Origin of the sequence: Duganella sp. CF517 (assembly GCF_900110275.1) — a bacterium.
Classification (GTDB): Bacteria; Pseudomonadota; Gammaproteobacteria; order Burkholderiales; family Burkholderiaceae_D; genus Rugamonas.
On sequence record NZ_FODC01000006.1, the window covers coordinates 231,662 to 249,550 of the forward strand.

Below are 17,889 nucleotides of genomic sequence, written 5' to 3' on the forward strand. Positions count from 1 at the left end.
GCTGTGCCAGCGCCGGCGGAGGGCGGGCTCTCAGCCCTTGAGCGACGTCGCCAGCAGCTTGTGCAGCTCGTCGAAATCCGGCTTGCCCAGATAGCGCTTGAGGATTTTGCCGTCCTTGCCGACGACGAAGGTGGTCGGCGTCATGGCGACGTCGCCGTAGGCCTTGGCGGTCGAGCCGTCCGTGTCCAGCGCCACCTTGAACGGCAGCTGGCGCGTTTCGGCGTAGTTGATGACGTAGTTGGCGGGATCGTAGCTCATCGCCACGGCGACGAATTCCATGCCCTGCGGTTTGAACTTGTTGTAGGTCTCGACCATTTGGGGCATTTCGGCCACGCACGTGGTGCACGACGTCGCCCAGAAATTGACCATGTAGACCTTGCCGCGCAAGGCGTCGGGGGAGATCTTCTCGCCCTTGATGGTGACGAAACCGACATCCGGCGCGACCGGGCGCTTGTTGAGCGAGACATAGCCGCCAAAACCGATGGCGGCGATCACCACGGCCGCCAGCACCGGCTTGATCCAGCCGCGCGACGACGAAGTAGGGGAAGGAGCAGCGGAAGTGAGCGTATCTTGCATGATGGAGTCGGGCGCCGTAGAGGGTGCGATCATTATAGACCGGTATCCCCGACGACGCCCGCGCGCCGTTTTTTACAGACGCGTTACTGCACCGAGTGGGTGGTGGCGCCACCGCTGTCGGCGTTGGCAGGCGCCGCCGCAGGGGCCGCCGCCGGCGTGGCCTGGTACTGCTTGTACTCTTCCTCGGAAATGTACTCGAACACCTTGACCACCTTGTTCACGCCGCTCACGCCACGGGCGATGTCGGCGCCGATCTGGCCTTCGCGCTGGGTCACGCGGCCCTGCAGGTAGACCGTGCCGCGTTCGGTGGTGACCTGGTAGGAGTTGGCCGAAATGTCCTTGGCGTCGACCAGGCTGGCCTTGACCTTGGTGGTGATCAGCGTGTCGTTGGAGCGCGAGGTGTAGCTGGCCGGGCCGGCGATTTCCAGCTCGTTGGTGACCGAGATCACGCCTTCGACGCTGCGCACTTCGCGCTCGGCGGCCGCCTTCATGGTCTCGTCGCGCACTTCGCCGGTCAGCAGCACGCGGCGGTTGAAGCTGTTGACGTTGGTGTGGCCGGCGTCGCCGACGACGTTGCGCAGCTTGTTGGCGGCCTTGATCTGGATCGTGGTGTCCTCGGTCTGGGCGCCGAAGGTGCGGCGGTCCGACGCGGCCAGGGTGCCGCTGATGGCGCCGCCGGCGACCAGCGCGATGCAGCCGGTCAGCGAGGTCATCATCGTGGCGCACAGCACGCTCAGCACCAGCGGGCGCTGGATCTTGTTCCAGATAGCACCTGGGTTAGTCATTCACATCTCCTCCGAATAGCGCGACGTCGATGCCGTCGCAAATGCAATGTATGGATACCAGATGGACTTCCTGGATACGGGCGGTGCGGTCGGCCGGCACGCAGATGTGGACGTCGGCGTCGGTCAGCATCTTGCCGATGGCGCCGCCGCCCTTGCCGGTCATCGCCACCACGCGCATTTCGCGTTCGAGCGCCGCTTCGATGGCCGCCATCACGTTGGCCGAGTTGCCCGACGTCGAGAACGCCAGCAGGATGTCGCCGGCCTGGCCGAACGCCTGCACCTGCTTGGAGAAGATCTCGCGGTAGCTGTAGTCGTTGGCCACCGCCGTCAGGATCGAGGTGTCGGTGGTCAAGGCCATCGCCGGCAGCGGGAAGCGTTCGCGCTCGAAGCGTCCCACCAGCTCGGCCGCGAAGTGCTGGGCGTCGGCGGCCGAACCGCCGTTGCCGCACACCAGGATCTTGTTGCCGTTGGACAGCGCCGAGAACATCAGGTCGATCGCCTGCGCCAGATGCGGCGCGAGGACGGTGGCGGATTGGATTTTGATTTCGGCACTTTCGTGGAAGTGCGCCAGGATGCGTTGATTATTCATAGTGTGCTGATTATAGTGCAGTCCCCCAGGGAGCCGGACAAGCTCTGTTAAAAATGCTTACAACTCGAGAATGTTTTGTATCCACGACAACGTTTCATCGTCGATGGCGACCAGATCGAAGCGGCACGGGGGCGGATCGGGGTGGCGCAGCAGGTAATACTGGGCGGCGTTGATCAGCCGCCGGCGCTTGGCCGGGGTGACGCTGGCGGCCGCGCCGCCGAAGCCGGCCGCCGCGCGGCGCCGCACCTCGACGAACACCAGGCCGCCGCCCTGCTGCATGATCAGGTCGATTTCGCCGACCTTGCACAGGAAATTGCGCTCGACCAGGGTCAGGCCCTGGCCGGTCAGGTGGGCGAGCGCCCGGTCCTCGCCCAGACGGCCCAGGCGTTGCTGCTCGGTGGGTGGCCGAGGCGGCGGCATGGCGATCTCATCGCGCGACGGCCTGCGGCGCGCCGTTTTTGTAGATGGCCGGCTGTTCGATCCGCTCGAAGCTGGACGTGCCCTGGCCGAAGTCGACCGTCAGGCGGCCGGTGACGCCGTCGATGTGGAAGCGGCCGGCCGGACGGCGGCTGATCTCGCGCGCCACGCGGTAGGCGTCGATGCCCAGCGCGTACAGGCGTTCCATGTCGGCCGTGCCCGCCTGGACCGGATGCGGGTAGACCATCACGGCCGGGTGGTCGCGCTGCACCTGCCAAGGCAGGTCCAGCAGGCGCACGCCGTCGAGCTCGGGGCCGGCGAAGGCCATGGTCGCGCCCGGATTCAAGGCCGAGGTGCCGTAGACCGGCAGCGCGCTGAACGAGCTCAGCTGCACCGGCGGCTGGGCCGGCATGGCGTCGGCGGTGCTGATGGTGGGATTGGTCGGCTCGGTCGTCACCGGGGCGCCCAGCGCGCCGCGCAGCTGGCGGGTCTGGTCGGCGCCCATCGCCGAGAACAGCAGGCCGGGCGGATCCTGCGCCAGGCGCGCGCGCAATTGCACCAGGTCCGGATCGCTGAGGTAGCCGTTGGGCGCGTTGAGCTCGACCATGCGCACCGGCTGGCCGATGCGCTGCCACTGGCCGGCGAAGGCGGCGGCGATGCGGCGCTGCCACGACGAGCTGGTGGTCAATATCATCGCGCTGGCGCCCGGATGCTCGGCGGCGGCCCACTGCGCGGCCTGGCGCGCCTCTTCCTCGATCGACAGCCCCATGGCCAGCATTTTGGGCGGCAGCGGCGCGGCGCCGGCGCTGCCGTAGCCTTCCGGATAGTTCAGCGCAATGGTCGGCTTGCTCACCAGCGGACTGGCGGCGATCGCCGCCACGGCCGAACGCGCCAGCGGGCCGACGATGATGTCTTCGCGCTCGGTGGCGCTGGCGTAGGTCGACAGGATGTCCTGCGGCACGTCGGAGGTCTCGATGACGGTGACGGTGATGTTGTCGCGGTCGCGTTCCCACGCGGCCATGAAGCCGGCGCGCAACGATTCGGCGGCCGCGCCCAGGGTTTCGGAGCGCAGCGGCAGCAGCAGCGCCATGTTGATCGGGGCGTTGGACGGCGGCGCGCGCTCGTCGGCCGGGCGGCCCTGCGGCTGGTCGCCGGCGCTGTTGCCGGCCGCGCCCGGGGCGGCGCCGCCCGGCAGGTCGATGGCGAAGGTTTCGGCGGCCGGCGGCGCCGGCTCCGGTGGCGGCTTGGGCAGCGGTGGGGGCGCGGCGGGCGGCGGCGGGGTTGCGCTTATAATGGGCGCCATGGGCGGGATCGGCGTGCTGCCGCATCCACTCAAGGCAAGCGCCGTGACCGCCGCAATCGTCGTAATAGCCGCACTCCGCAGCGACAACCTCATACTTTTCATTCGACCCCCAATGACCGACCAAGATTCCCGCGCCATTTCCACCCTACCCGTGCTGGGTGAAACGGCGCACCAGGCCTATCCTAGCGCAACCTTGTATATCGTGGCGACCCCCATCGGCAATGTGACCGATATTACGCTGCGCGCGTTGCACGTTTTGAGCCTGGTCGACGCGGTCGCCTGCGAGGATACCCGCAACACGGCGCAGCTGATGACCCGTTTCGGGCTGCACAAGCCGTTGATCGCCGCGCACCAGCACAACGAGCGCGAAGTGGCCGAGACCTTGATCGCGCGCCTGCGGGGCGGCGAGCGCATCGCGCTGGTGTCCGACGCCGGCACGCCGGGCGTGTCCGATCCGGGCGCGCGCATCGTCGACGCGGTGCGGGCCGCCGGGTTGCGGGTGCTGCCGTTGCCGGGGGCGTCGGCGGCGGTGACGGCGTTGTCGGCCAGCGGACTGGTCAACGACCAGTTTTATTTTGTCGGTTTCCTGCCGGCCAAGGCCAAGCAGCGCGAGAATTTCCTCGGCACATTGCGCGCGGTGACGGCGACGATGGTGTTCTACGAGGCGCCGCACCGGATCCTGGATTGCGCCGTGGCGCTGGCGGCCGCGTTCGAGCCGCAGCGCGAGGTGGTGTTCGCGCGCGAGCTGACCAAGATGTTCGAGGAAATCCACCGTTGCCCGCTGTCGGAGGCGGAGGCGTGGATCAAGGCCGACCCGCACCGCGAAAAGGGCGAATTCGTCGTGCTGCTGGCCGGCTCGGCTGCGGCCGAGGACGAGCAGGATGTCGAGGCCGAGCGGATTTTGAAGATATTGCTGACCGAATGCTCGGTCAAGCAGGCCGCCAACCTGGCCGCCCAGATCACCGGCCGCAAGAAAAACGCGCTGTACGACCGCGCGCTGCAACTCAAAGAAGAAGACTGATCAAAGCTTGCAGCCGTGATCCTTTTTCTCCAACAACCAAAATAGCGGCGTCAGCAGGTTGCCGCCGGGCTGGTTGAGGCAACTTTTACGCTTGGCGCCTTCCATTTTGGTGGCCAGCTCGGTGGCCGTGCGCTCCGGATAAAGCGGATGGTCGTCGAGCTGCGCGACCGGCAAGCCCGCGCGCGCCGGATCTTTCTCATTGGCCACTTTACGCGCCGTCTTCAACGCCGCGTCCATATCGAATTGCCTGGCCTGCTGCTGCGTTTGCTCGGGATAGAGCGGATCGGGCGCATTGCTGGGCGGCGCCGGCAAGGTGATCGCCTGCGCCGTCCGGTCTTCCGCCGTGTCCGCCGGGGCCGGTTTGCCGGCCCGGGCCACCTCGGCCATATTTGCGCGTTCGCGTGGCCGAACTCGCTTGGCCGGTGGCGGATCGAGCCTGGCGAGCACCGGCGCCGGCGCCGGCGCCTTCCGCGGCGGCACCAGCCACACCGTCATCATTTCCTTCGGCGGCAGTTCGGCCGGCGCCGGGGGCGCCGTCAGCCGGTAGCCGAAGATCAACAGCGCATGCAACACCACCGAAACGGCGACGCCCCACGCCATGCCGGGCCGCCGCGGTCGCGCGGGCCCGCCCACGGTGAAGGTGGCGCTCATGGCTTTTTAGTTAAGTTATGCATACCGCAGGATCTTACCTTGAAAAAAATCGGCGGTGGTACATAATGATTTCTATAGCGGCACTTGACGGATACTGGGGCAGCTTGTATTATCTTGCTTCTTCGGAGTGTAGCGCAGCCCGGTAGCGCACCTGGTTTGGGACCAGGGGGTCCAAGGTTCGAATCCTTGTACTCCGACCAGAATCTAAAACCCCCGTTTGATGGCAACGTCAAACGGGGGTTTTTCCATTTAAACACCGGATTCATCCCGCAAATTCGGCCGCCGGTCGCATGTGCCCCGGGCACGCGATGCCGCTCGCTAGAATGCCTTCAGTTCAAACCGGAGGTGCCGCCATGATGTCGTTCAAATTGCCGTTCAACGCCAGGGTTGCGCTCGTCGAGCACGACGCGTCGCTGGTGCGCCGGTATTTTCTGCAAACGCTGCTGCGGCACGCGCTGGCGGCCGTGCTGGTGTGCGGCCTGTGCCTGTCGCTTCCCGTCGCGTATGTCTGGTGGTCGCGGGGCTACGTCGCGGACGGCGTCAACTGGTTCTACCTCCTGCCCCTGATCGATTTCATCCTCATGTTCCCGGTGCTCGTCGCCATGGCGTGCGGTTACCTCGGCAAGCTGCGCGAGGCCGGCACGGCGCTGACGCCGGAGATGATCTCCTCGCAGCCGCGCATGACGGTCGGCTCGCCGCTCGATACGCTCAGCACCTTCGATCTGTGCGCCGAAACCCTGTCCGGCTTGACGCTCGGCCTGGCGCTGGGCTATCCGGGACCGGCGTCGTTTTCGCACCAGCAGTTCAAGGGCAGGATCCGGATCTCGCCACCACGCTCATTCTGGCTGTGGCGGCGCATGGAAGTGCTGGTGACCGGCGCGCCGGGGGAGCCGACGCAAATCGAGGTCCGGCGCCGCTTCGGCCTGGAGTTCTTCCAGGTGCAGAGGGGCGAGCCATGGGGCGCGGTGCAAACGGTGGCTTATCATCTGCATGTGGAGGTCAAGCGCCGCCACCACACCTTGCAACTGGCACGGCGCGAGCACGAATTGGAGCGCGCCGCGCTGCACGCCAAGCTTACCGCGCTGCAGGCGCAGGTGGAGCCGCATTTTCTCTTTAATACGCTGGCCAACCTGAAGTACCTGATCCGCACCGACGGCGACACCGCGCAGTCGATGCTCGATCACTTGGTCGGCTATCTGCAAAACGCGCTGCCGGACATGCGTTCCGTGTCGTCCACCGTGGAGCGCGAGCTGGCGCTGGCAGGCGATTACCTCTCCATCATGCAGATACGGATGGGCGAGCGGCTGCGCTTCCGCATCGACGCCGATGACGCGGTGCGCGCATTGCCGTTTCCGCCGGCGATGCTGATTTCGCTGGTGGAGAACGCGATCAAGCACGGGCTGGAAAGCGCGACACGCCCGGGCGAGCTGCTGATCGGCGCCGCCGTCGATGGCGCCGCGCTGCGGCTGACGGTGCGCGACAACGGCGCGGGCCTGAGCGACCAGCCGGGCCAGGGCCTTGGTTTGGCCAACATCCACGAGCGTTTGCAGCTGCTGTACGGCGAGCGGGCGTCGTTGGCCGTCGAGGCGCTGGCCGACGGCGGCGTCGAGGCCACGTTGTCGGTGCCGCTGGCCGCGCGGGAGGCAGCGTGACCACGGCGTTGATCGTCGAGGACGAGCCGCTGCTGCGCGCCGAGCTGGCGGACCAGCTGGCGCTGTTGTGGCCCGAGCTGGAGATCGCCGGGCAGGCGGAAAACGGCATCGAGGCGGTGGCGATGCTGGAGACGCTGCGGCCGGATATCGTTTTCCTCGATATCCAGATCCCGGGCTTGAATGGGCTGGAGGTGGCGCGGCACGTGCCGGAAGCGGCGCAGATCGTGTTTGTGACGGCGTACGCGGAACACGCGCTCAATGCCTTCGACGCCGGCGCGGCAGACTATCTGGTCAAGCCCCTGTCAGCCGCGCGCCTGCTGCAGACGGTCAAGCGGTTGAAGAGCCGTGAAAGCCGCACGGTCGCGCCCGAAGTGTGGGAGCGGGTGTTCGGCAAGGCCGCCGCGCCGGTCTACCTGAAGTGGATCAAGGCGTCGACCGGCAGTTCGGTGCGGCTGGTGATGGTGAAGGATGTGCAGTTCTTCACGTCGGATGGCAAGTACACGCGGGTGGTGACCGCCACCGGCGACGCGCTGATACGCGTGCCGCTGAAAAGCCTGATCGAGCAGCTGGACCCGGGGCAGTTCGCGCAGGTGCATCGCGGAGCGATCGTCAACCTGGAGGCGATCGAGCGCATCGACCGCGACGGCGCGGCGATGGAGATCCGGTTGAAGGGACGGGTGGAGAAATTGGCCGTGAGCGAGGCGTTCACGCGCCAATTTCGCCAGATGTGAGGTTCTTAATCGAGGGTCTTAATTCGCGCGTTTGGCGGCGATGGCGTTGCCGGCGCGGCTGGCGCCTTTGCGGCCCAGGAAGTGCGAGATGAACTGGCCCGCGTCGACCACGATATCGAGGTCGATGCCGGTCTCGATCCCCAGCCCCTGCATCAGGTACAGCACGTCCTCGGTGGCGACGTTGCCGGTCGCGCCCTTGGCGTACGGGCAGCCGCCCAGACCCGACACCGACGAGTGGTAGATCGAGATGCCCACCTCCAGGCTGGCGTAGATGTTGGCCAGCGCCTGCCCGTAGGTGTCGTGGAAGTGTCCCGCCAGGGCGTCGACGCGGAACTCGCGGATGGCGCGCTCCATCACCGCCTGCGTCTTGCGCGGCGTGGCCACGCCGATGGTGTCGGCGATGTCGATCTCGTCGCAGCCCAGGTCGCGCATGCGGCCCACCACGTCGGCCACCGCGTCGAGCGGCACGTCGCCCTGGTACGGGCAGCCGAACGAGCAGCTGATGCTGCCGCGCAGGCGCAGGCCGTTGTCCTTGGCGGTCTTGGCCACTTCCTCGAAGCGGGCGATCGATTCGGCGATCGAACAGTTGATGTTCTTTTGCGAGAACGCCTCCGACGCCGAGCCGAAGATCACCACTTCATCGGCGCGCGCGGCCAGCGCCGCCGTCAGGCCCTGCATGTTGGGCGTGAGCGCGGAGTAGATCACGCCGTTCTTGCGCGCGATGCCGGCCATGACCTCGGCGCTGGTGGCCATTTGCGGCACCCACTTCGGCGAGACGAAGGACGCCGCCTCGATGTTCCGGAAGCCGGCGCTGGTGAGGCGGTCCACCAGTTCGATCTTGACGGCGGCCGGCACGCTGGCTTTTTCGTTTTGCAGGCCGTCGCGCGGCCCCACTTCGACGATCTTGACCTGCCTTGGCAAACTGTTCATCTTCAATATCCTTGGTTGCGGTCGACGATGTCGGCGACGGGTTCGCCCTTTTCGAGCTTGCGGATTTTCTCGGCGATCTGCTGCACGCTTTCGCGGCGCAGGGTCAGCGCCGAAATATGCGGCGTGATCGTAATGCGCGGCTCCTGCCAGAACGGGTGCTGCGCCGGCAGCGGCTCGTTGCGGAACACGTCCAGCGTGGCGGCGGCGATGTGGCCGGACTTGATCAGCGACAGCAGGTCCGGTTCGGCCAGGTGCGCGCCGCGCGCGACGTTGATGATGAAGGCGCCGGCCGGCAGTTTGCCCATGTTGGTGCGGTCGACCAGGTTGGACGTCTCCGGCGTCAGCGGCAGCATGCAGACCAGCACCCGGCTGCCGCGCAGGAAGGTGTCCAGTCCATCGCCGCCGTGGTAGCACTGCACGCCGGGAATGCGCTTTTCACCGCGGCTCCAGCCGCGCAGCGGGAAGCCGAACGGCGCCAGCGCCTCGAGCACGCGCGTGCCCAGCACGCCCATGCCCAGCACGCCGATAGGGAAATCGCTTTTGACGTGCTGCGGCAGCGGCGCCCACAGGCCGGAGCGTGCCTGCGCCTCGTATTCGTCGAAGCGGCGGAAGTAGCGCAGCACCGAGTAGGTGACGTATTCGGCCATCTGCACCGCCATGCCGGCGTCGCCGAGGCGGATGATCGGCACGTCGCGCGGAATGGCGTCGCCGAAGCGCAGCAGCGCGTCGACGCCGGCGCCGGTGTTGAAGATCGCCTTGACCTGCGCCAGTTCCGGCAGCATCGCTTCGGGCGGCGACCACACCACCGCGTAATCGCAAGGCTGGCTGGTTTCGCCGGCGTGCCAGATTTCGAATTCCGCCTCGGGCAGGAATTTGGTGAAGTCCTTGATCCACGGCTCGGTCTTGCCGTCGGCCCGGTGTAAAAGAATGCGCATGACGATCTCCTGATCTCTCTTTACGCCGTCTTGAACGCCAGCAGCGGCGCGCCATCGGCCACCTGGTCGCCAACGCCGTAGAGGATGTCGTCGACCACGCCATCGTGCGGCGCGGCGATGGTGTGTTCCATTTTCATGGCTTCCATGATGACGAGGGCGTCCCCCTTCTTCACTTCCTGGCCTTTGGTGGCCAGCACCGCGACCACCTTGCCCGGCATCGGCGCGGTCAGGCGGCCGCCTTCGGCCTCCGTCTCGCCGGCGTGGGCCATCGGGTCGTTGTAGGTCAGCTGGTAGTGCGCGCCGCCGGTGAACACATGCAGCACGTCGCCGTCGCGGCGCACCGCGCCGTGCACGGCCTGGTCGCCCAGCTTGATGCTGTAGCCATTCCCGTCCTCGGCGGTGAGGCCGAGGGCTTCGGGCTGGGCGCCCGCGCCCACGCTGAACAGCCAGCCGTCGGCGCGGTAGCTGACGTGGGCGGTGTAGGGCTCGTCGCTGGCGAATTCGTCGCCGAACGACAGCGCGCGCACGTACGGCTGGTTCATGCGCCAGCCCAGCGCCCGGCCCCACGGGTCGGCCGGGTTGGCGCGCGACTGCGCGGCGGCGCGCTGTTTTTCGGTGGCGATCAGCGACACCACGGCCAGCGCCAGCGCGGCTTTCGGCGCGGCCTGCGGCGCCGGGAACAGCGCGTCCTGATTGCGTTCGATCAGGCCCGTGTCCAGATCGGCGGTGGCGAAGGCCCGGCCTTCGACCAGCCGCTTGAGGAAGGCGATGTTGGTCGCCAGTCCCACCACCTGGTATTCGGACAGTGCCTGCGCCATCCGGGCCAGCGCCTGTTTGCGGTCCGCGCCCCAGACGATCAACTTGGCGATCATCGGGTCGTAGAACGGCGAGATGGCGTCGCCGGCGCGCACGCCGGAATCGATGCGCACGCCGGCCGGCAGATTGGTCGCGCCGCCAAGCTCGAACGAGACGGCGTCCGGCGTGGCCAGGTGGCGCAGGGTGCCGATCGACGGCAGGAAGCCCTTTTCCGGATTCTCGGCGTAGATGCGCGCCTCGATGGCGTGGCCGTTGATGACCAGCTCGTGCTGCTGTTTCGGCAGCGGCTCGCCGGCGGCCACGCGCAGCTGCCACTCCACCAGGTCGGTCCCGGTGATCATCTCGGTGACGGGATGCTCGACCTGCAGGCGGGTGTTCATCTCCATGAAGTAGAACGAGCCGTCCTGGTTGGCGATGAATTCCACCGTGCCGGCGCCGACGTAGCCGACCGCCTTGGCGGCGGCCACCGCCGCCTCGCCCATGGCGGCGCGGCGTTCGGCCGTCATGTTCGGCGCCGGCGCTTCCTCCAGCACCTTCTGGTGGCGGCGCTGAACCGAGCAATCGCGCTCGAACAGGTAGATGCAATTGCCGAGGGTGTCGGCGAACACCTGGATTTCGATGTGGCGCGGACGCTGGAGGTATTTTTCCGCCAGCACCTTGTCGTCGCCGAAGGAGCTGATCGCCTCGCGCTTGCACGACGCCAGCGCGTCCTTGAACTGCGCCGAGTTTTCGATCACGCGCATGCCCTTGCCACCGCCGCCGGCCGAGGCCTTGAGCAGCACCGGGTAGCCGATCTTGTCGGCCTGCGTGTGCAGGAAATCGGCGTCCTGCTGTTCACCGTGGTAGCCCGGCACCAGCGGCACGTTGGCCTTTTCCATCAGCGACTTGGCGGCGGACTTGGAGCCCATCGCGCGCATCGCCGACGCCGGCGGCCCGATGAAGACCAGGCCCGCTTCGGCACAGGCGTCGGCGAAGCCGGCGTTCTCGGACAGGAAGCCGTAGCCGGGGTGGATCGCCTGGGCGCCGGTGGCCCTGGCGACGGCGATGATCTTGTCGCCGCACAGGTAGCTTTCCTTGGCGGCGGCGGGGCCGATCAGCACCGCTTCGTCGCAGACGGCGACGTGTTTGGCGCCGGCGTCGGCTTCCGAGTAGACGGCGACGGTCTTGATGCCCAGGCGGCGCGCGGTGGCGGCGACCCGGCAGGCGATCTCGCCACGGTTTGCGATCAGGATTTTGGTGAACATTTTTGTCTCTCTCTATTCTTTGTTTTTTAACCCCCGGCCAACCCTGTACCGATTAGCAGCCGCACTTTTCCTTCGGCGCCGATTCCAGCACGGCACCACGGGTTTTGAGGCCCAGTTTCGCCAGCAGGTTGCGGTCGTCCTCCGCTTCCGGGTTCTCGGTCGTCAGCAGCTTGTCGCCGTAGAAGATCGAGTTGGCGCCGGCCATGAAGCACATCGCTTGCACCGCTTCGCCCATCTGGCGGCGGCCGGCCGACAGGCGCACGCGCGCCTTCGGCATCGTGATGCGGGCGACGGCGATGGTGCGCACGAATTCGAACGGGTCCAGCGGGTCCATGCCGTACAGCGGCGTGCCTTCGACCTGCACCAGGTGGTTGACCGGCACCGATTCCGGGTACGGGTTCAGATTGGCCAGTTGCGCGATCAGGCCGGCGCGTTGCAGGCGCGTCTCGCCCATGCCGACGATGCCGCCGCAGCAGACCTTCAGGCCCGCTTCGCGGATGCGGCCCAGCGTGTCCAGGCGGTCCTGGTACTCGCGGGTCGAGATGACGTTGTCGTAGAACTCGGGCGCGGTGTCGAGGTTGTGGTTGTAGTAATCGAGGCCGGCGTCCTTCAGGCGCTGCGCCTGGCTTTCCTCCAGCATGCCCAGCGTGGCGCAGGTTTCCAGGCCGAGCGCCTTCACTTCGCGCACCATCTCCTCGACCTTGTCCATGTCGCGCTCCTTCGGGCTGCGCCAGGCGGCGCCCATGCAGAAGCGGGTGGCGCCGTTGTCCTTGGCCTGGCGGGCGGCGTCGAGCACCGTGTCGATGTCGAGGATCTTCTTGGCTTCGACGCCGGTGTCGTAGCGCGCCGCCTGCGGGCAGTAGCCGCAGTCTTCCTCGCAGCCGCCGGTCTTGATCGACAACAGCGTGGCCAGTTCGACGTCGCCGTCCGGGAAGTTGAGGCGGTGCGTTTGCTGGGCCTTGAACATCAAATCGTTGAACGGCAGGTCGAACAGCGCCATCACGTCTTCCAGCGGCCAGGTCGCCGCCGGCGGCAGGGTGATGGCGGCGGTCGGGCGGTGCAGGGCGACGGTTTTAGGTTCTTGGAGGGTGGTCAGGGACATCGTGTTTCCTTCTTCGTTCAAAGTTTGTTCCGGGTTGGCCAGTTGGGCAGCCCGGTAAAATCGATATGGGCGGCGGCCGCCTCCGCGCTCGGGTGTTCCAGGCGCGGGATGCGTCCCAGCAGCGGCGCGTCGATGCGCTGCGCCAGCGCGGCGACGTTTTCGTCGGCGAAGGCCATGTCGGCCTGGGTTTCGTTGGCGACCCAGCCGATCACGGTCAGGCCGCGCGCTTCGATCGCCTCGACCGTCAGCAGCGCGTGGCTGATGCAGCCGAGCCGCAGGCCGACCACCAGCACCACCGGCAGCGCGAGCTGCTCGGCCAGGTCGGCGGTGTCGAATTCGTCGTTGAGCGGCACGCGGAAGCCGCCCACGCCCTCGACCACCACGGCGTCGGAGGCGGCGTTGATTTCGACATAGGCGGCCAGGATCGGCACCGCCGAAATGGTGATGCCCTCGAGCGCGGCGGCGATGTGCGGCGCGGCCGGCTCCTTGAGCAGGAACGGCGTGGTGATGGTCGGCAGCAGGTGGACGTTGCCGGCGGCGGCCAGCTGGTCGCAATCGTCGTTGTGCCACTCGCCGTCGCGCAACTGGGCGCCGGCGGCCACCGGCTTCATGCCGCAGGCGCGCACGCCGGCATTCACCAGCGCGTGCAGCATCGCCGACGAGACCAGGGTCTTGCCGATTTCGGTGTCGGTGCCGGTGACGAAGCAGCAAAAGCGCGGCGGCAGGCCATTGGCCAGCACGGCCGGTTGCACCTCGGGCTCCTGCTCCAGTACTTCCTCGACCGCTGGCGCGTCGGACGGTATGTCGACTGCTATGACGGGATCATCGAGACTCATCTGACGTCCTTTCCGGTGGCATCCAAGTTATTCAGCGCGGTGATTAGCTGCGCCACTTCCATGCTGCTATGGGCCGCCGACAGCGTCACCCGCAGGCGCGAGGTGCCTGGTGCGACGGTGGGCGGACGGATAGTGCCGACCCACAGCCCCTGTTCGTACAGGGCCGCGCCGGCGCGCATGGTTTCGGCATTATCGCCGATCAGGATAGGTTGGATCGCCGTCATCGACGGCAAACGCCGCCAGCGATGAAGTTTGAGCCCAACCTGCCCATCGTCCAATTGTGCCACCAATGCGGCCAGGTGCGCGCGCCGCTTTATGCCTTCCTGGCCCTCGATCAGGTCGATGCTGGTCAGCAGCGCGTGCGCCAGCGCCGGCGGCGTGGCGGTGGTGAAGATATAGGGCCGGGCCTTCTGGATCAGCGTCTCGATCACCGTCTCGTGGGCGGCGACGAAGGCGCCGCCGACGCCGGCCGCCTTGCCCAGGGTGCCCATGTAGACCAGGTAGGGCGAGCGCAGCTTGAAATGCTCCAGCGCGCCCCGTCCGTGGTCGCCCAGGGTGCCGAAGCCGTGGGCGTCGTCGATCACCAGCCAGGCGCCATGTTGTTCGCACAGCGCCAGCAGCGCCGGCAGCGGCGCCAGGTCGCCGTCCATGCTGAACACGCTGTCCGTCACTACCAGCTTGGTAGCGGCGTTGCTGGCCGCGAGCAGGGCGCCCAGCGCCGCCAGGTCGGCGTGCGGGTAGACGGTGACTTTCGCGCGCGACAGGCGGGCGCCGTCGATCAGCGAGGCGTGGTTGAGCGACTCGGAGAAGATCTCGGCCTCGCGGTCGCCGGCGGTCAGGCCGGTGATGATGGCCAGGTTGGCCATGTAGCCGGTGCAGAAGGTCAGCGCGCGCGCCGATTCAAGGTGGGCGCCGACGAATTCGGCCAGGCGGTCCTCCAGCATGGCGTGGGCGCGCACATGGCCGCTGATCATGTGCGAGGCGCCGCTGCCGACGCCGTAGATCGCCGCGCCTTCCTGCAGTGCGAGCTTGAGCTTGGGATGGTTGGCCAGGCCCAGGTAGTCGTTGCTGCAGAACGCCAGCAACTGGCGGCCGTCGACCGAGACGCGGGCGCCGCAGGGCGTGTCGACGGTGCGGCGCTTGCGGATCAGGCTTTGCTCGTCGAGCGCCCGCAGCTGGCCGGTGAGTGTGTTCAGCAGATCCATCGTCAGCCCGCCATCGTTTTGTCGAACACGGCCAGCGTGTTGGCGGCCAGGCCGTCGATTTCGTCGTCGCTGAGGATATACGGCGGCATCATGTAGACGGTGGCGCCGATCGGGCGCATCAGCAGTTCATGCTCGAGCGCCGTGGCGAAGAAGCGGCGCGAAAAGTCCGGCGTCGCGCCGATGGCGTCGAAGGCCCAGATCATGCCGCGCTGGCGGAAATTGCGCACCTTCGCGTGCTGCGCCAGCGGTTGCAGCGCCGCCGTCAGGCGCGCGGCCTTGACCTTGTTGGCCTCGAGGACATCGTCCTCTTCGAAGATTTGCAAGGTCGCCAGCGCGGCGCGGCAGGCCAGCGGGTTGCCGGTGTACGAGTGCGAATGCAGGAAGCCGCGTGTGACGTCGCTGCTGTAGAAGGCCTGGTAGATGTCGTCGCGCGTCATCACCAGCGATAGCGGCAGGTAGCCGCCGCTGATGCCCTTCGACAGGCACAGGAAGTCGGGCCAGACGGCGGCCTGCTCGCAGGCGAAGAAGGTGCCGGTGCGGCCGCAGCCGACGGCGATTTCGTCGAGGATCAGGTGCACCTGGTGGCGGTCGCACAGTTCGCGCACCAGCTTGAGGTACAGCGGCTCGTGCATCGCCATGCCGGTGGCGCATTGCACCAGCGGTTCGATGATGATGGCGGCGATCTTGTCGGCCTTTTCGACGAACAGGCGTTCGACGTCGGCGGCGGCGCGGCGCGCCATGTCTTCGGCGGTTTCGCCGGCGGCGGCGTCGGCGTTGCGGGCGTCCGGCGACATCACCGTCTGCGAGGCGCGCAGCAGCGGCCCGTAGGCGTCCTTGAACAGCGCTACGTCGGTGACGGCCAGCGCGCCGATGGTCTCGCCGTGGTAGCTGCCCTTGAGGCAGACGAATTCCTGCTTGCCGGCCTTGCCGTTGTTGCGCCACGAGTGGAAGCTCATTTTGAGCGCGATTTCCACCGCCGAGGCGCCGTCGCTGGCGTAGAAGCTGTGGCCCAGCGCATGGCCGGTCAGCGCCGACAGTTTTTCCGACAGTTCGATCACCGGTTCGTGCGTGAAGCCGGCCAGCATGGCGTGTTCCAGCGTGTCCAGCTGGTCCTTCAGCGCGGCGTTGATGCGCGGGTTGGCGTGGCCGAACAGGTTGACCCACCAGGAGCTGATCGCGTCCAGGTAGCGGCGGCCTTCATGGTCGTACAGCCAGGCGCCCTTGCCCCGGCTGACCGGGATCAGGGGGACGGTTTCATGGTGCTGCATCTGCGTGCATGGGTGCCATACGCTGCGCAGGCTGCGCGCCACCCATTCGCTTTGTGTTTTGTCTTGCAAGGAAACTCCGATTTCTTTAATGCGTCAGCCAGTTCGGCTTGCGCTTTTCCAGGAACGAGGCCACGCCTTCGCGGCCCTGCTCCGATGCGCGGATATGCGCGATGCGCTCGGCGGTATCGGCCAGCAGCGCGTCGTCGACGGTTTGCCCGACGACGTCGCGCACCAGCGCTTTCGCCTGGCGCACCGCGTTCGGGCTGTTGTTGACCAGCGCCTTGACGATCTCCGCCACCTTGGCGTCGAGCGCGTCGGAAGCCACCACCTCGTGGGCGAAGCCGATGCGCAGCGCTTCGCGCGCCGGGAAGCGCTCGGCCGTCAGGAAGTAGCGACGCGACGCGTTCTCGCCCATGGCCTTGATCACGTACGGCGAAATGGTCGCGGGGATCAGGCCCAGTTTCACTTCGCTCAGGCAGAAGTTGGCCTCGTCGACCGCGACGATGATATCGCAGGCGGCCACCAGGCCCATGCCGCCGGCGTAGCAATCGCCCTGCACCTTGGCCACCACCGGCTTGGGACACAGGTAGATCGTGCGCAGCATCTCGGCCAGTTGCAGCGCGTCGGCGTGGTTTTCGGCGTGCGTATAGCCCGCCATTTTTTTCATCCAGTTCAAATCGGCGCCGGCGCAGAAGGCCGGGCCGTTCGCCGCCAGCACGATGGCGCGCAGGTCGTCGTCGGCGCCCAGCTCGCGGAAGGCGCGCGTGAGTTCGGCGATGGTCTCTTCGTTGAAGGCGTTGCGCGTGTCCGGCCGGTTCAGCGTGACGGTGGCGGTTTTTGCTTCGCGTGCGACGCTAAGTGTGTTGAAAGCCATGCCTACTCCTTGATTGCGTACTTGATTTCGGTCGGCATGCCGACGGATTTGAGAAAGCGCTCGGTCTCCGGCAGCCAGATCGGCACGCCCTCGGCGCTCAACACCATCGCGTGCGCGTCCTTCTTGAACGGGCCGAAGGCGACCAATTGCGCCTTGCCGCCGGCGCCGGTGTAGGCCGCGTACAGGTCCTCGGCCAGCTTCGGTCCGAAGTGGGCGTCGTTGGCGCCGTAGAACCACAGGGTCGGCACCTTGCTGCGCGCGCCGTAGGCCTTGAAGGCGTCGACCAGCGCGCCCTGCCAGTCGCACTTGGAGCGGCTGTTGACGCCGCCGGCGAAGTTGATCACGCCGCGCACGCCGCTGATATTGTGGCTGCCAGCGGCGATGGCCGTCAGGCCGCCGTGCGACTGGCCGGCCAGCAGCACGCGGGTTTGATCCGCCCATGGCTGCTTCATCACGTATTGCATGGCGAAGAACAGCGAGTTGGCCTGGTCGTCGCCGTTCTTCTCGGCGCGGCAGTGCGAGTTGACGTAGATGCCGCCCGAGCCGGCGAAACCGAGCCGCATCGGGATCACGACCGCGTAGCCGCGCCGCACGAACTGTTTCGACAGCACCACGTAGCGCGCGCGCTCCTGCTGGTGGGCGTCGGCGCCGCCCGATTTACCGTGGTTCATGAACAGCACCGGGAACGGGCCGTTGCCCGGTGGTTTGAAGATCGTCGTTTGCAGCGTGATCGGGTCGCCGCCGATGGTGGCGGGAACGTCGACCACCTGTTCGCCCATGCGTTTTTCGACCAGCGGCAGCGACTGGCCGGGCGCCGTCAGCGGCTGCAGCATCTTCACCTGCGTCGGTTCCTGCGCGCCGGCGCGGCCGCACGCCAGGGCGCACAGCGTGGCGCACAGCCTAGCGCACAGCGTCGCGGCCAAGCGGTGACGGGGTTGCGGTCGATCGCGCATG

The 17,889-nt window shown here is 67.1% G+C and carries 18 protein-coding genes and 1 tRNA gene; 4 read left to right on the forward strand and 15 right to left on the reverse strand.

The genetic code is table 11. The features are described 5' to 3' along the window. Positions 1–30: 30 nt before the first annotated feature. The 5 genes from BMX85_RS23180 to BMX85_RS23200 form a co-directional block, all read right to left on the reverse strand. Positions 31–576 (reverse strand): peroxiredoxin family protein, encoded by a 546-nt coding sequence (locus BMX85_RS23180; RefSeq protein WP_229210639.1) that lies wholly within the window; start codon positions 574–576, stop codon positions 31–33. An 83-nt stretch (positions 577–659) separates the two neighbouring features. Beyond that, positions 660–1,361 carry a BON domain-containing protein gene (locus tag BMX85_RS23185; protein ID WP_090324359.1) on the reverse strand — a complete coding sequence of 234 codons (702 nt, stop codon included), beginning with the start codon at positions 1,359–1,361 and terminating at the stop codon, positions 660–662. After that, a complete protein-coding gene (locus tag BMX85_RS23190) occupies positions 1,354–1,950 on the reverse strand; it encodes a phosphoheptose isomerase (RefSeq protein WP_090324362.1) in 597 nt (198 codons plus the stop codon). The genes BMX85_RS23185 and BMX85_RS23190 overlap by 8 nt, the downstream gene beginning before the upstream one ends. 57 nt (positions 1,951–2,007) lie before the next feature. After that, the gene (locus BMX85_RS23195; protein ID WP_090324366.1) at positions 2,008–2,370 is read right to left on the reverse strand and encodes a YraN family protein; all 363 of its coding nucleotides are present in this window, start codon (positions 2,368–2,370) and stop codon (positions 2,008–2,010) included. Between the two features lie 7 nt (positions 2,371–2,377). Continuing rightward, positions 2,378–3,670: a penicillin-binding protein activator gene (locus BMX85_RS23200; protein ID WP_090324369.1), complete on the reverse strand. Its 1,293-nt coding sequence runs from the start codon at positions 3,668–3,670 to the stop codon at positions 2,378–2,380. A gap of 112 nt (positions 3,671–3,782) precedes the next feature. Between BMX85_RS23200 and rsmI the strand changes: the two genes are divergently transcribed. Next, on the forward strand, positions 3,783–4,691 hold the full coding sequence (gene rsmI / locus BMX85_RS23205; protein ID WP_090324371.1) for a 16S rRNA (cytidine(1402)-2'-O)-methyltransferase: 909 nt from the start codon (positions 3,783–3,785) through the stop codon (positions 4,689–4,691). On the opposite strand, the gene BMX85_RS23210 is transcribed toward rsmI, so the two are convergent. Beyond that, positions 4,692–5,342 (reverse strand): hypothetical protein, encoded by a 651-nt coding sequence (locus BMX85_RS23210; protein WP_090324374.1) that lies wholly within the window; start codon positions 5,340–5,342, stop codon positions 4,692–4,694. A gap of 123 nt (positions 5,343–5,465) precedes the next feature. On the opposite strand from BMX85_RS23210, the gene BMX85_RS23215 reads away from it, so the two are divergent. The 3 genes from BMX85_RS23215 to BMX85_RS23225 all read left to right on the forward strand — a co-directional run bounded on the left by BMX85_RS23215 (position 5,466) and on the right by BMX85_RS23225 (position 7,725). Continuing rightward, positions 5,466–5,542, forward strand: a tRNA-Pro gene (locus BMX85_RS23215). 153 nt (positions 5,543–5,695) lie between these two features. Beyond that, positions 5,696–6,994: a sensor histidine kinase gene (locus BMX85_RS23220; RefSeq protein WP_177196866.1), complete on the forward strand. Its 1,299-nt coding sequence runs from the start codon at positions 5,696–5,698 to the stop codon at positions 6,992–6,994. Then, positions 6,991–7,725: a LytR/AlgR family response regulator transcription factor gene (locus BMX85_RS23225; RefSeq protein WP_090324379.1), complete on the forward strand. Its 735-nt coding sequence runs from the start codon at positions 6,991–6,993 to the stop codon at positions 7,723–7,725. The genes BMX85_RS23220 and BMX85_RS23225 overlap by 4 nt, the downstream gene beginning before the upstream one ends. Before the next feature lie 18 nt (positions 7,726–7,743). Here the strand turns inward: BMX85_RS23225 and BMX85_RS23230 are convergent, their stop codons facing one another. The 9 genes from BMX85_RS23230 to BMX85_RS23270 are packed head-to-tail and all read right to left on the reverse strand — an operon-like array spanning position 7,744 to position 17,888. Continuing rightward, positions 7,744–8,655: a hydroxymethylglutaryl-CoA lyase gene (locus BMX85_RS23230; protein WP_090324382.1), complete on the reverse strand. Its 912-nt coding sequence runs from the start codon at positions 8,653–8,655 to the stop codon at positions 7,744–7,746. Between the two features lie 2 nt (positions 8,656–8,657). Next, a complete protein-coding gene (locus BMX85_RS23235) occupies positions 8,658–9,590 on the reverse strand; it encodes a 2-hydroxyacid dehydrogenase (protein WP_090324384.1) in 933 nt (310 codons plus the stop codon). Positions 9,591–9,610: 20 nt separating this feature from the next. Beyond that, positions 9,611–11,650: an acetyl-CoA carboxylase biotin carboxylase subunit gene (locus BMX85_RS23240; RefSeq protein ID WP_090324387.1), complete on the reverse strand. Its 2,040-nt coding sequence runs from the start codon at positions 11,648–11,650 to the stop codon at positions 9,611–9,613. Positions 11,651–11,702: 52 nt separating this feature from the next. Continuing rightward, positions 11,703–12,752 carry a biotin synthase BioB gene (bioB, locus tag BMX85_RS23245; protein ID WP_090324750.1) on the reverse strand — a complete coding sequence of 350 codons (1,050 nt, stop codon included), beginning with the start codon at positions 12,750–12,752 and terminating at the stop codon, positions 11,703–11,705. Positions 12,753–12,769: 17 nt separating this feature from the next. Next, positions 12,770–13,588 carry a dethiobiotin synthase gene (gene bioD, locus BMX85_RS23250; RefSeq protein ID WP_090324389.1) on the reverse strand — a complete coding sequence of 273 codons (819 nt, stop codon included), beginning with the start codon at positions 13,586–13,588 and terminating at the stop codon, positions 12,770–12,772. Next, entirely contained in the window at positions 13,585–14,793 is a 1,209-nt protein-coding gene (bioF, locus tag BMX85_RS23255) for an 8-amino-7-oxononanoate synthase (RefSeq protein WP_090324392.1), read from the reverse strand. The genes bioD and bioF overlap by 4 nt, the downstream gene beginning before the upstream one ends. A 2-nt stretch (positions 14,794–14,795) precedes the next feature. Beyond that, the gene (gene bioA / locus BMX85_RS23260; RefSeq protein WP_090324397.1) at positions 14,796–16,130 is read right to left on the reverse strand and encodes an adenosylmethionine--8-amino-7-oxononanoate transaminase; all 1,335 of its coding nucleotides are present in this window, start codon (positions 16,128–16,130) and stop codon (positions 14,796–14,798) included. 16 nt (positions 16,131–16,146) lie between these two features. Next, on the reverse strand, positions 16,147–16,935 hold the full coding sequence (locus BMX85_RS23265; RefSeq protein WP_090324400.1) for an enoyl-CoA hydratase/isomerase family protein: 789 nt from the start codon (positions 16,933–16,935) through the stop codon (positions 16,147–16,149). Positions 16,936–16,937: 2 nt separating this feature from the next. Beyond that, positions 16,938–17,888, reverse strand: a complete 951-nt coding sequence (locus tag BMX85_RS23270) for a dienelactone hydrolase family protein (RefSeq protein WP_229210640.1) — start codon at positions 17,886–17,888, stop codon at positions 16,938–16,940. Between the last annotated feature and the right edge of the window lies 1 nt (position 17,889).